Origin of the sequence: Vibrio plantisponsor, assembly GCF_013041605.1 — a bacterium.
Taxonomy (GTDB): Bacteria; Pseudomonadota; Gammaproteobacteria; order Enterobacterales; family Vibrionaceae; genus Vibrio; species Vibrio plantisponsor.
In genome coordinates this window covers 61,564-76,985 of sequence record NZ_JABEQC010000009.1, presented here as the reverse complement: position 1 = coordinate 76,985, position 15,422 = coordinate 61,564, and the positions used below count along the sequence as shown (strand labels likewise).

At 45.4% G+C, this 15,422-nt stretch carries 15 protein-coding genes; 9 read left to right on the top strand and 6 right to left on the bottom strand.

What is annotated here, in order from left to right:
• The first annotated feature begins 246 nt into the window (after positions 1-246).
• Together rpmE and HKI82_RS13610 are read left to right on the top strand one after the other, a co-directional pair.
• Entirely contained in the window at positions 247-465 is a 219-nt protein-coding gene (gene rpmE, locus HKI82_RS13615) for a 50S ribosomal protein L31 (RefSeq protein ID WP_102941226.1), read from the top strand.
• A 194-nt stretch (positions 466-659) separates the two neighbouring features.
• Entirely contained in the window at positions 660-1,937 is a 1,278-nt protein-coding gene (locus HKI82_RS13610) for a malic enzyme-like NAD(P)-binding protein (protein WP_102941227.1), read from the top strand.
• Positions 1,938-2,045: 108 nt separating this feature from the next.
• Here the strand turns inward: HKI82_RS13610 and metJ are convergent, their stop codons facing one another.
• Entirely contained in the window at positions 2,046-2,363 is a 318-nt protein-coding gene (metJ, locus tag HKI82_RS13605) for a met regulon transcriptional regulator MetJ (protein ID WP_042484962.1), read from the bottom strand.
• Between the two features lie 215 nt (positions 2,364-2,578).
• On the opposite strand from metJ, the gene HKI82_RS13600 reads away from it, so the two are divergent.
• The 3 genes from HKI82_RS13600 (at position 2,579) to metF (ending at position 7,321) form a co-directional block, all read left to right on the top strand.
• Complete coding sequence (locus HKI82_RS13600; protein WP_102941228.1) at positions 2,579-3,745, top strand: O-succinylhomoserine (thiol)-lyase; 1,167 nt, start codon at positions 2,579-2,581, stop codon at positions 3,743-3,745.
• On the top strand, positions 3,745-6,156 hold the full coding sequence (locus tag HKI82_RS13595) for a bifunctional aspartate kinase/homoserine dehydrogenase II (RefSeq protein WP_171138325.1): 2,412 nt from the start codon (positions 3,745-3,747) through the stop codon (positions 6,154-6,156). Before HKI82_RS13600 ends, HKI82_RS13595 begins: the two co-directional genes overlap by 1 nt.
• 277 nt (positions 6,157-6,433) lie before the next feature.
• Positions 6,434-7,321, top strand: a complete 888-nt coding sequence (gene metF, locus HKI82_RS13590) for a methylenetetrahydrofolate reductase (protein ID WP_102941230.1) — start codon at positions 6,434-6,436, stop codon at positions 7,319-7,321.
• An 89-nt stretch (positions 7,322-7,410) separates the two neighbouring features.
• Here the strand turns inward: metF and zapB are convergent, their stop codons facing one another.
• Positions 7,411-7,653, bottom strand: a complete 243-nt coding sequence (zapB, locus tag HKI82_RS13585) for a cell division protein ZapB (RefSeq protein WP_102941231.1) — start codon at positions 7,651-7,653, stop codon at positions 7,411-7,413.
• A gap of 321 nt (positions 7,654-7,974) precedes the next feature.
• Here zapB and glpX point away from each other — a divergent pair, with 321 nt between their 5' ends.
• Positions 7,975-8,982 carry a class II fructose-bisphosphatase gene (glpX, locus tag HKI82_RS13580; protein WP_102941232.1) on the top strand — a complete coding sequence of 336 codons (1,008 nt, stop codon included), beginning with the start codon at positions 7,975-7,977 and terminating at the stop codon, positions 8,980-8,982.
• A 71-nt stretch (positions 8,983-9,053) separates the two neighbouring features.
• Here the strand turns inward: glpX and pfkA are convergent, their stop codons facing one another.
• From pfkA to HKI82_RS13565, 3 genes are all read right to left on the bottom strand, one after another.
• Entirely contained in the window at positions 9,054-10,016 is a 963-nt protein-coding gene (gene pfkA, locus HKI82_RS13575) for a 6-phosphofructokinase (RefSeq protein ID WP_102941233.1), read from the bottom strand.
• A gap of 248 nt (positions 10,017-10,264) precedes the next feature.
• Positions 10,265-11,173, bottom strand: coding sequence for a CDF family cation-efflux transporter FieF (gene fieF, locus HKI82_RS13570; protein ID WP_171138324.1), 909 nt, complete (start codon positions 11,171-11,173; stop codon positions 10,265-10,267).
• Between the two features lie 179 nt (positions 11,174-11,352).
• Positions 11,353-11,925, bottom strand: coding sequence for a CpxP family protein (locus HKI82_RS13565; RefSeq protein WP_171138323.1), 573 nt, complete (start codon positions 11,923-11,925; stop codon positions 11,353-11,355).
• Positions 11,926-12,158: 233 nt separating this feature from the next.
• Here HKI82_RS13565 and HKI82_RS13560 point away from each other — a divergent pair, with 233 nt between their 5' ends.
• From HKI82_RS13560 to HKI82_RS13550, 3 genes are all read left to right on the top strand, one after another.
• Positions 12,159-12,842, top strand: a complete 684-nt coding sequence (locus tag HKI82_RS13560; protein ID WP_171138322.1) for a response regulator — start codon at positions 12,159-12,161, stop codon at positions 12,840-12,842.
• Positions 12,842-14,242 carry an envelope stress sensor histidine kinase CpxA gene (gene cpxA, locus HKI82_RS13555; protein ID WP_171138321.1) on the top strand — a complete coding sequence of 467 codons (1,401 nt, stop codon included), beginning with the start codon at positions 12,842-12,844 and terminating at the stop codon, positions 14,240-14,242. Before HKI82_RS13560 ends, cpxA begins: the two co-directional genes overlap by 1 nt.
• A 100-nt stretch (positions 14,243-14,342) precedes the next feature.
• Positions 14,343-14,816, top strand: a complete 474-nt coding sequence (locus HKI82_RS13550) for a tRNA (cytidine(34)-2'-O)-methyltransferase (RefSeq protein WP_171138320.1) — start codon at positions 14,343-14,345, stop codon at positions 14,814-14,816.
• A gap of 88 nt (positions 14,817-14,904) precedes the next feature.
• On the opposite strand, the gene HKI82_RS13545 is transcribed toward HKI82_RS13550, so the two are convergent.
• Complete coding sequence (locus HKI82_RS13545; RefSeq protein WP_171138319.1) at positions 14,905-15,405, bottom strand: FxsA family protein; 501 nt, start codon at positions 15,403-15,405, stop codon at positions 14,905-14,907.
• Positions 15,406-15,422 lie beyond the last annotated feature (17 nt).

The window sequence follows — 15,422 nt, the reverse complement described above, 5'->3', positions numbered from 1 at the left end:
AATTACTTTAGAGGGTAAAAATCAGAGAAAATACAGTCTACTGGATGATGCCCGTAAATTCGAGCAACTAAAGTGGTGAAAATAACAGCGAAAGCGGTTGATCAGTGACTCAGGATTCATTACTATATCGCGCCTTGATGAGACGCTTGTAAGAACGCTCTTCAAGTGTCACTAATTATTTATTAATTTACGTGTGGTGTCCGGCTCAGATTCGGATAGCGACACGGCCTAATTTGAGGTTCTCCCATGAAAACTGGTATCCACCCAGAATACAAAGCAGTAAACGCGACTTGCTCTTGCGGCAACTCTTTCGTTTTCAACTCTACTCTAGGTAAAGATTCAATGCACCTAGACGTATGTGACAAGTGCCACCCATTCTACTCTGGTAAACAACGTATCGTTGATACTGGTGGTCGTGTTGATCGCTTCAACAAGCGTTTCGGCGCTCTATCTAGCAAGAAGTAATTTTACTTTACGCAAAGATTTAAAAAAGGACGCTACGGCGTCCTTTTTAGTTTCCGCTTTCTCCAAGCAGCCAGATGTCGAACACAAGATAATCTGGTCTTAGGAGCTCTATTTCTCACTTATCAAAACTATGAAGATCCATTGACATACTCTAGAATGAGTGGCCTTAACAAAAACAATAAGGCTCCACCAAAATGTCCAATAATGATCGCCATGAACTTAACGAGGAAGAGGCTTTTCGTCAGCAAGCCCTCGACTACCACGCTCTACCGACTCCTGGCAAAATTGCCATCTCTATCACAAAACCAGCAGATTCAGCAAAAGACTTAGCACTGGCATACAGCCCTGGTGTTGCAGAACCTGTTCGCGAAATCGCACAGAACGTTGATAACGTTTATAAATACACGGCCAAAGGCAATACGGTTGCGGTTATTTCTAACGGTACCGCCATTCTTGGTTTAGGTAACCTTGGACCTATGGCTTCAAAACCGGTTATGGAAGGTAAAGCTTTACTGTTCAAACGTTTTGCAAACCTAGATTCTATCGACATCCAAGTAAAACACCGCACTATCGATGAGTTTGTTGATACCGTAGCCAACATCGCTGATACCTTTGGCGGCATCAACTTAGAAGATATTAAAGCACCCGACTGTTTTGAAATTGAACGTCGTCTGATTGAACGTTGCGATGTACCGGTTTTCCATGATGACCAACACGGTACTGCGATTGTGACCGCTGCAGGCATGCTTAACGCAATTGAACTGCAAGGCAAAGAGCTCAGCGAATGTACTATCGTTTGTTTAGGTGCTGGCGCTGCTGCTGTCGCGTGTATGGAGCTACTGATTAAGTGCGGTGCAATGCGTGAGAAAATCTACATGCTTGACCGTAAAGGTGTGATCCACACTCGTCGCGATGACATCAATGAATACAAACAGTTATTTGCTAACAACACAGACAAACGCACGCTTGAAGATGTGATTAAAGGCGCTGATCTGTTCTTAGGCGTTTCAGGTCCAAACCTGCTGACCGCCGACGAATTGAAACTGATGGCCGATAAACCTGTGGTGTTTGCTTGTTCAAACCCAGATCCAGAAATCAAACCAGCGCTAGCTCATGCAGTGCGTGATGATTTAATCATGGGTACAGGTCGCAGCGACTATCCAAACCAAGTTAACAACGTACTTTGTTTCCCATTTATTTTCCGTGGTGCATTAGACGTGCGCGCGAAAGTGATTAACGATGAAATGAAGTTGGCGGCAGTTGCGGCAATTCGTGAGTTAGCGAAAGAGCCTGTACCAGCAGAAGTATTGAAGGCAGCGGGTGTGGACTCACTCACGTTCGGTAAAGAATACATCATCCCGAAACCGATGGATCCTCGTTTACTGCCACGTGTAGCAAAAGCCGTTGCTCAGGCGGCTATTGATTCTGGTGTTGCTCGTATTGAGATGCCAGAAAACTACATGGCGAACTAAATTCAGTTACTACATTGAACGCAATAGCATCAAAAAAGCCCTGAATCATTTCAGGGCTTTTTATATCTATCTGCACAATTGGGCGTCAAAACAGATTATCGGCAACAATTAGTCGTCGTAAGCCTCGAATTCGATGCCCATTTCTGTCATTAACGCTTTCACTTCAGCTGGAATATCATCCGGACGATCTTTACGCAGGTCTTCATCCGTCGGCAGCGGCTGACCGGTATACGCGTGCAAGAACGCCTCACATAAAAGCTCGCTGTTAGTTGCATGACGCAGGTTATTGATCTGGCGGCGAGTACGCTCATCTGTGAGTATTTTCAATACCTTAAGAGGGATTGATACGGTGATTTTTTTCACCTGCTCACTTTTTTTCCCATGCTCTGCATAGGGGCTTATATATTCACCGTTCCAGTCTGCCATTGCGCACCTTCATTGTTCGAATTCGAGTAATAATTCCAAAGGCTAGATTTTAGCGGGATTTACCGCCATAAGCAAAGACATATAGACGTCTAGAAGTGTTGACGTCTTAAAATTAGATAAGTAAAGTATGATGCAGTTCCCCAACATAGACGAACACATGTATTCTTACTGTGAATTTGGATGTCTATTTAAGAGTCTCAGGAAAGGAAACACTCATGACCAAACGCAAACCAGCAACAATCGCAGTTCGTACCGGAATTGAATCAGATACTCAATTCCACGCCGTCGTACCACCTATTTACTTATCGACTAACTACGGATTCCCTGCGTTTGGAGAAGTACCTCAATACGACTACACCCGCTCAGGTAACCCAAATCGAGGCTTGCTGGAAAAAGCGCTCTACGAACTAGAGGGCGGTGAAGGCGCAGTAGTCACCAACTGCGGCACTTCGGCTTTGAACTTGCTTGCGTCAACGTTTCTTGGTCCTAACGATTTAATTGTCGCACCTCATGACTGCTACGGTGGAACTTACCGTTTGTTCAACACTCGCGCCAATAAAGGCGATTTCAAAGTTCAGTTTGTTGATCAATCGGATGAACAAGCACTTGCAGCAGCATTAGCGAAAAAACCAAAACTGGTGCTGTTAGAAACACCGTCTAACCCGCTGGTACGTGTGGTTGATATTGAAAAAATCTGCCAACAAGCAAAAGCGGTTGGCTCTTTGGTGGCCGTCGACAATACTTTCCTAACACCTGTATACCAACAGCCTCTATCGTTGGGCGCTGATTTTGTCATTCACTCAACGACCAAGTTTATCAATGGTCACTCAGATGTGATTGGTGGCGTGGTGATCACCAAAACTAAAGCTCATGCTGAAGAACTTGCTTGGTGGGGGAACTGTATTGGTGCAACAGGCACACCATTTGACAGCTACATGACGCTGCGTGGTATTCGCACTCTAGGTGCACGCATGCGTGTGCATGAGGAAAGTTCTCTGCAAATTTTGGCTTATTTGAAATCCCAATCCTTGATCAAAACCATATATCACCCTAGCCTGCCAGAGCATCCTGGGCATGAGATTGCGAAGAAACAGCAGCTTGGTTTTGGTTCAATGCTCAGTTTTGAATTTGCGGGTAGCTACGATCAACTAAAATTCTTTGTGGGAGAGTTAAAACTCTTCTCACTCGCGGAGTCTCTTGGTGGCGTGGAAAGTTTAATTTGTCACCCTGCGAGCATGACGCATCGCGCTATGGGTGAGGCAGCACTTGCTGAAGCGGGCATTTCGCAGCTGTTGTTACGTTTATCGGTTGGTTTGGAAGATGCTTCCGATCTCATCGCTGATTTGGATCAGGCCTTTACCAAAGCTAAGGAGAAGTTTTAATGACGGTTTTACGCCAACTACATAAATTTGGTGGCAGTAGCTTAGCAGATCCTGAATGTTATTTACGTGTAGCGAACATTCTTAAAGAGTACTCACAGCCTGAAGATTTAGTGGTTGTCTCGGCGGCAGGCAAAACAACCAACCGCTTGATTGCATTTTTAGAAGCATTGAATAAAGACGGCCGTGTTGCCCACGAAACACTGCAATCACTGCGTCAGTTCCAATGCAAACTGGTTGAAGACCTGCTTGAAGGTGAAGTTGCCGATAACTTGCTGACCCAAGTGAATGGCGAATTCATTCGCTTAGGCGAACTGACGGCTCCGTTGTCAAAAGCTGAGCAAGCCGCTGTTCTTGGCCACGGTGAAGTATGGTCAGCCCGTCTGTTAGCGGCGCTACTGAACCAAAACAGCTTACCTGCGGTTGCTCAAGACGCTCGCGAATTTCTTCGCGCAGAAGCAGGGACGCAGCCAGAAGTGGATCGCTCACGCTCTTATCCACTTCTTAAAAAAGTACTGGCACAGCATGCACATCACCGCATCGTAATCACCGGCTTTATGGCTCAGAATGACCAAGGTGATACCGTTCTACTTGGTCGCAATGGTTCAGACTATTCAGCAACGGTAATCGGTGCGTTAGCTGACGTTGCTCGAGTAACGATTTGGAGTGACGTCGCTGGTGTATATAGCGCAGACCCACGTATCGTAGCGAACGCATGCCTACTGCCTCTTTTACGTTTGGATGAAGCCAACGAGTTGGCTCGCCTTGCTGCACCCGTTCTACATAGCCGGACATTACAGCCTGTTGCTCAAAGTGCGATGGAACTTCAGCTACGCTGCAGCCATAAGCCAGAATCAGGCTCAACCAAAATAGAACGTGTTCTCGCATCAGGGCGCGGCGCAAAAATCATTACTTCATTAGATGAAGTATTGCTGATTGAACTTGAATTCGGTCATGGACATGATTTTGCACGTGTCTACGATGAAACCCTTGAGAAGCTCAAACGCGAGCAACTTGAACCTCTTGCATTTGAAGCTCAGGCAGACCAACACAAACTGCGTTTGGCTTACACCTCAGAGATCGCGTCTGGCGCTCTGTCATATCTGCAAGACATTGCGACCGCAGCGGACATCAAACTGAAAGAAGGCTACACCTTAGTCGGAGCTGTCGGTGCTGGTGTCACTAAAAACCCCAACCACAGTTACGGTTTCTATCAACAGTTGAAGAATGCTCCGGTTGAATTTATTTGCGAAGCCGAGTCAGAACTGAGCTTAGTGGCGGTACTTCGCCAAGCACCAGTAGAGAAACTCGTCGTCGGTGTACACAACCAGATTTTCCAAGCTCAGAAACGCGTAGCACTTGTTCTGTGCGGGAAAGGCAACATCGGTTCTAGCTGGCTGAAGCTGTTTGCAGAACAGAAAGAAGAGCTAGAAAAGCGTCGCGGAATGAACTTTGAACTGGTTGCTGTCGTGGACAGCCAGACTTACTGGTTTGACCCACAAGGTATAGATCCACAGACAGTGCTCAATCGTTACCATGATGAAGCGATCCCGAATGAGGACAATTGCTGGCTGTACAAAGTTGGCAAACTGCAAGGTTATGACGATGCTATTGTGCTGGATGTGACAGCCAGTAAAGTTCTGGCTAACCAGTATCTGGATATTGCAGAACAAGGTATGCACCTTATCTCTGCCAATAAAGTAGCGGGTTCCGCATCAACTGAATACTACAACCAAGTTAAAGACGCCTTTGCCAAAATTAGCCGCCACTGGCTGTACAACGCAACCGTAGGTGCGGGATTACCGATCAACCACACGGTTCGAGATTTGCGTGAAAGTGGTGATGAAATTACAGCATTGTCAGGCATCTTCTCTGGCACCTTGTCTTGGCTATTCCAACAATACGATGGCTCAATTCCGTTTAGTGAGCTGGTTGATCTTGCTTGGCAGCAAGGCCTGACAGAACCGGACCCGCGTAACGATTTAGACGGTTCAGACGTCATGCGTAAGCTGGTTATTCTCGCTCGTGAATCCGGACTAGAAGTGGAACCTCAAAGCATTCGCGTTGAGTCTTTGGTTCCAGAAGAACTGCGTGATATCTCATTGGATGATTTCCTCGACAACAGTCAGTTGCTCAATGAACGATTGGCTGAGCGTCTGGCTAAAGCGCAGAAACAGGACAAAGTGCTTCGCTATGTAGCCCGTTTGGAGAAAAACGGTAAAGCAAGCGTCGGCGTTGAAGCTCTGGAAAAAGATCACCCACTGGCGAACTTATTGCCTTGTGACAACATCTTCGCTATCGAAAGCCGTTGGTATAAAGACAATCCGCTGGTTATTCGAGGACCTGGGGCTGGTCGAGAGGTAACTGCGGGTGCAATTCAGTCTGACCTCAACCTACTTTCCAGCTTCTTGTAACTTTATAAAACTCGTCGTAACTGGCGAGTTTTATCGTTTTATAGCTAGCAAATCCTCTCAATGCAGAATATCACTCGAAGTTGTCGGCTTTTGATATAAAAAATCACCTTTTGGCGTTTAACTTAGTTGAAATAGCTTCACGATCAACATGAGAAAAATTCATAATAGTTAAGTTGACATTAAAACGTATTCAATACATTCTGTAGCCATATAGACGTCTAAACGTCAATTTGAACGAATATCAGCGTTTGTAGTGCGAGCTACAAGGAGAAGAAAGATGGGATACACACACGCAGGCCATATTGACGCTTTGAATCAGAATATTTCTGAACTTTCTAACATTAATGTGTCTTTTGAGTTTTTTCCGCCAAGTTCAGAAAAAATGGAAGAAACCTTGTGGAACTCTGTACACCGTCTAAAAACTCTTCAGCCTAAGTTTGTTTCTGTAACCTATGGTGCAAACTCTGGCGAACGTGACCGTACCCATTCGATCATCAAAGCAATCAAAGACCAAACTGGCCTTGTTTCTGCGCCACACCTGACCTGTATTGACGCTTCTCGTGAAGAGCTGATCAACATCGCTGATGATTACTGGGCAAACGGCATTCAAAACATTGTAGCTCTGCGTGGTGACATTCCACCTGGCGGCGGCAAGCCAGAAATGTACGCATCGGATCTGGTTGAGTTGCTTAAATCTCGTCACGATTTTGATATCTCAGTGGCGGCATTCCCAGAAGTACACCCAGAAGCAAAAAGTGCTCAAGCGGATCTGCTGAACTTAAAACGCAAAGTAGATGCAGGTGCCAACCGTGCTATTACTCAGTTCTTCTTCGATGTGGAAAGTTACCTGCGTTTTCGTGACCGTTGTGTCATGGCTGGCATTGATGTGGAAATCGTACCGGGTATTCTGCCAGTGTCTAACTTTGCTCAAGCATCTCGCTTTGCTGCACAAAACAATGTGAAAGTACCAAGCTGGATGGCAAAACAATTCGAAGGGTTGGAAGAGGATCCTGTGACTCGTCAGCTAGTGGGTGCAAGTCAGGCAATCGATATGGTTCGCGTTCTTTCACGCGAAGGCGTAAAAGACTTCCACTTCTACACACTAAACCGTGCAGAGATGACTTACGCGCTTTGTCATACTTTAGGTGTTCGCCCTACTCGCTAAGCACCTATAAAGCTTTTCTAGCTAGAAGTTCGAAACATAAAAAAACGCCGATAATATTCGGCGTTTTTTTATTTGTGAAAAGCGCAGGCTTATTCCACGTCATCCATTTTGCCAAGCAGGCTGCGGATGCGTTCTTGCCATTGGTCGTGCTCTTGTTGAATTTGTTGTGCTTTTTGAATAGAAGCTTCGTGGTTTGCTTTTAACTCATTCGCTTCTTCAACTAGCTTTTGCTTCTCTTCTTTAAGCTCTTCAACTTCCATTTGCAGTAGAGCGATTGTGTCAACCGCGGTTTGGATTTTTGCTTCTAATTGTTCTAGTACTTCAAAAGACATGGTACTTACCCTTTATTGATTCGGTTGAAATGGACAAAACGTCACTGATTGCCCCATTCTACTCAGCCCAGCCCAGAGAAACACTCACTATATTCGATCTTTTTCGCTATTCGCTTAAAAAAACAGCGCAATTTTACCTAACGCTAACTTTCATACCAGAAAGTGACTACAGCTCAATGGGAATACACTCAATAACGTGTTAAATCTCACTATCTTTTGATCCAATACAACTCTCCACCAGGCTAATTAGCAAACGTTTTCCTACTATTATGTTAGAATGCCGCCCAAAATTATCCCCTATCGTTCTGAGTTGGAGTGAACATGAAACGTGATTTAGCAATGGCTTTTTCCCGAGTCACAGAAGGTGCTGCACTAGCAGGTTATAAATGGCTTGGTCGCGGCGATAAAAACGCTGCTGATGGCGCAGCCGTAGAAGTCATGCGCACACTACTGAATCAAACAGAAATCCAAGGCGAAATTGTCATTGGTGAAGGGGAAATCGACGAAGCGCCTATGCTGTTCATCGGTGAAAAAGTCGGTTTAGGTGGTGACGAAGTCGATATCGCGGTTGACCCAATCGAAGGTACCCGCATGACGGCGATGGGTCAGTCGAATGCACTGGCGGTTCTTGCGGCCGGTGAAAAAGGCAGTTTCCTAAAAGCGCCAGATATGTACATGGAAAAGCTGGTTGTTGGTCCGGGTGCAAAAGGCTGCATTGATCTGAATAAACCGCTGAAAGAAAACTTAGAAAACATTGCTCAGGCTTTAGGTAAATCACTTGATACACTTGTGGTTACCACCCTTGCGAAACCTCGTCACGACGCAGTAATTGCTGAAATGCAGCAGATGGGTGTTCGCGTATTTGCAGTGCCAGACGGAGATGTAGCGGCTTCTATTTTGACATGTATGCCTGACAGCGAAGTGGATGTGATGTACTGCATCGGCGGCGCACCTGAAGGCGTGGTTTCGGCTGCTGTTATACGTGCTCTTGACGGCGATATGCATGGTCGTCTGCTTCCTCGTCATCAGGTGAAAGGCGACACCGAAGATAACCGTATTTGGGGTGCAAGCGAACTTGAGCGCTGCAAACAGATGGGTGTTGAAGCAAACGTGGTTCTGAAGATGGAAGATATGGCGCGTAGCGACAATATTATCTTCTCAGCAACAGGCATCACTAAAGGCGATTTGCTGGAAGGTATTTCTCGTAAAGGTCATATTGCGACAACTGAAACCCTGTTGGTTCGTGGCCGTTGTCGAACCATTCGTCGTATCAAATCGATTCACTACCTAGAACGTAAAGACGCAGAAATTCGCGACATTATTCTCTAGTAATCAAGCATAAAAAAAGACCGCACTTAGCGGTCTTTTTGTTGTATTCAATCTTTGTCTTCAAACGTTGCTTAGAATAACTCTTCAGCCACTTTGTAAAGATCTGTACGAACTGGACGACGCATGTTTTCAATCGCATCGATGATGTCATGGTGAACCAATTCTTCTTTTTGGATACCAACACAACGACCACCGTGGCCTTCCATTAATAGGTGAACTGCGTAGTTACCCATACGAGAAGCCAATACGCGGTCAAAAGCTGTTGGTTTACCACCACGCTGAATATGACCAAGAATGGTTGCGCGCGTTTCACGCTTAGTTGCTTTCTCGATCTCTTTCGCCAGTACATTTGCATCCACCATCAACTCAGTAAGAGCGATGATTGCGTGCTTCTTACCTTTTTTGATGCCGTCTTGAATGTTTGAAATCAGGCTATCCATATCTAAACCTGTTTCTGGAGTAATGATGTACTCACAACCACCCGCGATTGCCGATGTTAGAGTTAAATCACCACAATGACGACCCATGATTTCTACGATAGAAATACGTTGGTGAGATGAAGATGTGTCACGTAGACGGTCAATAGATTCGATAACTGTGTTAAGCGCTGTTAAGTAACCGATAGTGTAATCAGTACCTGCGATATCGTTATCAATTGTGCCCGGAAGACCGATACATGGGTAACCCATTTCAGTCAACTTCTTCGCACCCATGTATGAACCATCACCACCGATAACAACAAGCGCTTCAATACCGTGCTTATTCAAGTTTTCGATAGCTTTTTCACGTACTGCCACTTCTTTGAACTCAGGGAAACGAGCTGAACCTAAGAAAGTACCACCACGGTTGATTACATCAGAAACACTTGAACGGTCAAGTTGCTTGATGCGGTCTTCATATAGACCATGGTAACCGTCATAGATACCATAGACTTCAATGCCCGCGCTTAACGCCGTACGTACTACACCGCGAATTGCCGCGTTCATACCCGGAGCATCGCCACCACTAGTCAAAACACCGATCTTTTTAATCATGATCACCCTCAATTTTTTTGAAATTTGTATAGCTATTTTTGGCGCTGCCCGAAATTGTATTCGAACAGCAGAATCTTGTAATTATGTTTGTATGTTAGAAGAACTAACTTGCTTAGCATGCGCTGCTATAAAGCTTTTTACCCAGAAACAGTATTACAGTTTTGCACTATCCCATCGTTGATTCACATCAGATTCGTGCATTTTATTCATACCGCAAAAAAATATAGTCTATCTGACAAGCTTTGTCGCTACCACGATTGAAGTTTTTGCTTCCTCTCTGGGCCAAACATTAACGAGTACGGATCCTGATGGATCAACACATCAGCCCCCGGAAACGCTTTACATAATTTGTCATCGACAACGTCTGCAATTCGATGCGCTTCAATCAACGGCATCTTGTCATCCAGCTCTAAGTGTAGCTGAATAAATCTCACTGGACCTGACATGCGAGTTCGCAGATCATGAACTCCCATAACACCTTCTACAGACAGAGAAATCTGGCGAATCTGCTCTCTTTCCTCTTCCGGAAGTTGGCGGTCCAATAAGGTTTGAATGGCTTCTTGCACCATTTTGTAAGCACTGAATAGGATAAAACAGCCGATACCAATTGCAAACACCGCATCAGCTTGTGTCACACCAAACCAGCTTAGGCCTAATGCAATCATAATCGCGCCGTTCATATAGAGGTCTGATTGATAATGCAGTGAATCCGCAGCAATTGCTTGGCTACCTGTCTTCTTAACCACATGACGCTGGAAAAGCACCAAACCAAAGGTCACGATGATCGCCAGTAAGCTCACGTAAATACCGTACTCAGGGGTTTGCAGTTCATGCGGGCGGAAAAAGCGATCCACACCATTAAGAATGAGGAAACAGGCCGAACCTGAGATAAACATAGCTTGAGCAAGTGCAGCCAACGATTCCGCTTTACCATGACCAAATGCATGTTCTCTGTCAGCAGGTTGAAGTGAGTAACGCAGCACTACAAGGTTGACCACGGAAGCGGCGATATCCAACATTGAGTCGATGAGAGATGCCAGCAAACTGACCGACCCAGTTACCCACCAAGCCGCTACTTTAATGATCAAAAGTAAGGTCGCAACACAAGTCGCTGTCCACGCAGCAATAGTGACTAAACGTGCGTATTCCTTTTTCATAACGTCTTACCATAACAAACAATCCATTGATTATACCTAAAAGCTCTCAGGATGCTTGTTTGAGAATCAAATTAGTCACAGGTTTAACCAGACGAGAAAAGGCAGCCTAAGCTGCCTTTGTACACTCACCAAATTATTATTAACCACAATAACAAACGGAGTGAGATTCACTGTGCCATTTATTGAGCCATAGGCGGAACCATTTGACCTTGAGGACCACCACGCATCATGCCTTGGCCACCTTTACCGCCACCTTTACCATTTGGGCCACCATGACCAAATAGCACACATTCATTCATACGTTCTTGCTGCATAGAAGCAAGTTTTGCTTTTTGATCCGCAGTCAATACGTTCATCATTTCATTACGTTGCTTCATCATCGCAGCACGTTGTTCTGCTTGACGTTGAACCATCTGTTCTGCCAATTTTTTCGCAGCAGCTTCGTCAAAGTTTGCTGACATCACCAAATCGCGCTCTTGCTGTTTAAAAGCACGCATTTCAGCTTGTTTGCCAGAACGTTGTGCTTGCATTGCATCACGCTGTTTTAATCGAAGTTCTGCCATTTTTGCTTTCTGTTCTGGTGTCACATTCAGCTGAGCAAACACTTCTGGATTCATCATGCCACCACGGCCACAATCACCGTCGAAACCTCGACCAGAGCCTTTACCACCACCAGCGGCAAATGCGGCTGCTGAGCCTAAAGTAATAGGTAGAACAACGGCTGCAAGGATCATTTTTTTTGCCAGTTTCATAATCTTTTCCTTCTCGTTTGGACTTGAATCGGCTGCCTGTGCAGCGCTTAAATTTATAATACGACTTGGCATGTAAAGCAGTGTTTAAGAAGCGTAAATAATCGTAAAGGGTGAGTTTACCTATGATCCAAAAGGTCAATTCACAGTACACTATATTCAACATCCAACGTTGATCGTGAACTGGTGTTGTTCACAAACGCTGGAAAGGCAGTTCGTATACTTTTGAGGTAACCATGGCACACATCCTATTAATTGATGACGACACAGAACTAACCAGCTTGCTAAAAGAAGTTTTAAGCTATGAGGGCTTTGACGTATCTGAAGCTAATGATGGTGAAGCTGGGCTACACGCTGTAAATGACAGTGTCGATTTAATTTTGCTTGATGTCATGATGCCCAAACTTAACGGTATGGAAACGCTGAAGAAAATACGCGAGAAATGGCAAACACCAGTACTGATGCTCACCGCAAAAGGTGAAGAGATTGACCGAGTGATCGGTTTAGAACTCGGTGCCGACGATTATCTGCCAAAACCATTTAGTGACAGAGAGCTGCTAGCAAGAATCCGTGCCGTGCTGCGCCGCACTCAGCAACATCAAAACAAACATTCAGACGTTATCGAATGCCAAGACATTCAGGTTTTTCCCGGCAAACAAGAGGCTTACTGTCAAGGTGAATTGCTCGATCTTACATCTACAGAGTTCGCCCTTTTGGCCCACTTTGTTCAGAACCCAGGCAACACCATCACCAAAGAAGATCTGAGCCTTGATGTACTGGGCAAAAGGTTAGCCGCTTTTGACCGCGCCATAGACATGCATGTCTCCAACCTTCGTAAAAAGCTGCCTGAGCGCTCAGATGGAAAAGCAAGAATCAAAACGCTTCGAGGGAGAGGTTACCTAATGGTGTTGGAGGATTAATGCGTTTACCAACATTCAACAATCTCTATGGGCGTATCTTTGCCATCTTCTGGCTCACCATGTTTTTGGTGTTACTGGCTGTATTGGCGCTTCCTCATTTAGACCCTCGAAAGTCTCGCGACCTCCCACCGGAAATGTATCAACGCATAGTGGTACAAAAGGAAATGCTTGAAGAACGTTTCCAAGGTGAAGAGAACCTTACCCGTATTCTGATGTTCCTTGAGGGAAATGGTAACCGTGGTCTCGGGCCGATGAAGCATGATGAGGACCGAGATGATCGACCTCGTTTCTTTGTTACTGATTTAGACGGTAACGTATTAACCGCCCGTGAGCGTCCTGATTTCAAATACAAAGCACTGCAAAACTTTGCGACCAGTATTGAGTCGATAGACAAACCTCAGCAACGCCTTTACGGACGTTATATGATCGCAGGTCCCGTTCCTGTGATTTTCGCTCACCAAGATCTCTTGCTGTATGTCGGTTTCCGTTGGAATGAGCCACCACCATTCTTACTGCAATTATTCGATAAACCCGTTCAACTTCTGTTGGCGATCATGTTAGTTAGTACACCGCTATTACTCTGGCTTGCCTGGGCTCTGAGTAAACCCGCTCAACGTCTGGCTCTTGCCGCTCAGCGAGTCGCGCGCGGACAGTTTGAAGCTGACCCTGATCTTGAAAAAGGAACCATGGAATTTCGTCAGGCTGGACGTAGCTTTAACCAGATGGTGGAAGCGGTAAACCAAATGATTTCGGGTCAACAGCGCTTATTGTCTGATATCTCCCACGAACTACGCTCTCCATTGACCCGCTTACGTATGGCAAATGCGCTAGCCACTCGTAAACAAGGCAGCAGCACTGAGCTGGAACGTATTGATACAGAAGCACAGCGTTTAGAACAAATGATTGGTGAGTTGCTCGAACTGTCGAGAATGCAAACCAATAGTCACCTGAGCCGTGAAGAGCAACCACTGCGTAGCTTATGGGAAGAACTGCTTAGCGATGCACAGTTTGAAGCTGAGCAAATGAATAAAAAGCTGCAATTTGATGATATTCCTAATATCACTATTTCAGGTAACCCAAAACTATTAATGAGCGCTTTGGAAAACATCGTTCGTAATGCCATTTACTATGGTAAAGACACTATAGTGGTTCGCTTTTCCACTACGGAACACCATGTCACGGTTTCTGTGGAGGATAACGGCGATGGCGTACCGGATGACGAACTGACACAAATCTTCCGCCCATTCTATCGTGTCTCGACTGCGCGAGACCGACACAGCGGAGGAACTGGTTTAGGTCTGGCAATCACCGAAAGCGCCATTCGTCAGCACAGTGGTGTGATTGAAGCTAGCCGCAGCCCGCTAAACGGTTTAAAAGTTCAGTTTACGCTACCCATCTAGCTGACAATAACTATCACTTATGAGCGATTGCTATAACTTGTGAATTAAGGGGCGAGAGATTTATACTCGCCCCTTAAATTTAGTAAGGAAGTGAATTGTCATGTTTGATATTGCCCTGTACGAGCCAGAAATCGCCCCTAACACAGGAAACATTATTCGTTTATCCGCAAACTGTGGTGCGAACCTTCATTTAATCGAACCGCTTGGCTTTGATTTAGAAGAGAAAAAAGTACGCCGCGCCGGTCTGGATTATCACGACTTAGCGCGAGTGACTCGTCATAAGGACTATCAAGCCTTTCTGAACTATCTAGCTGAGCGTGGCGACTACCGCATTTTCGCTTGTACCACCAAAACCACAGGGCATCACGTGGATGCCAAGTTCCAAAAAGGTGATGTACTGTTGTTTGGTCCAGAAACACGCGGCCTTCCAGCCGAAGTTATCGAAAGCTTACCAATGGAACAGCGTATCCGTATTCCAATGATGCCAGATGCACGCAGTCTGAACTTGTCTAATGCAGTTGCCATTATTGCGTTTGAAGCATGGCGACAAATGGGATTTGAAGGAGCACTGTAATTTCAGTGTACTCTGCTGTTAGCTGTAAAAATGATAGATCAAAAAAGCTCTGGCACAGACCAGAGCTTTTTTATTGAGGATTCAATACTCAGTGAAGGCGATGATTCGAATTCTTGTCATCATCATCGTCTTTTTTCTCGAACTCACCATCAAAGGTATGTCCCTGATGGGAATCATGCGGACGGTAAGGATCACGCTCAAAATTGCTGGAATGAAAACCACCAGACAGATTGGACACCACCACTTTGCTCATTAGGTATTTAGCAATCATCGCACGCGGTGCTGGCAATAAGACCAACATCCCCATCGCATCTGTCATAAAACCGGGAGTAAGAAGTAAAACCCCCGCAACTGCAAGCATCACACCTTCAACAATTTGCTGTGCTGGCATTTCACCACGTTGCATGCGTTGTTGAACAGTTATAAGCGTTTGCAAACCTTGACTTCTGACTAAGGAAGCCCCGACAAACGCGGTGATCAAAACCAAAGCAATCGTAGGCCACAAGCCCAACATACCGCCGACCTGAATAAACAAGCCAATCTCGATAATAGGCACAGCAATAAATAGAATTAGTAAAATCGGAAACACGGCTCCTCCTTATTTTG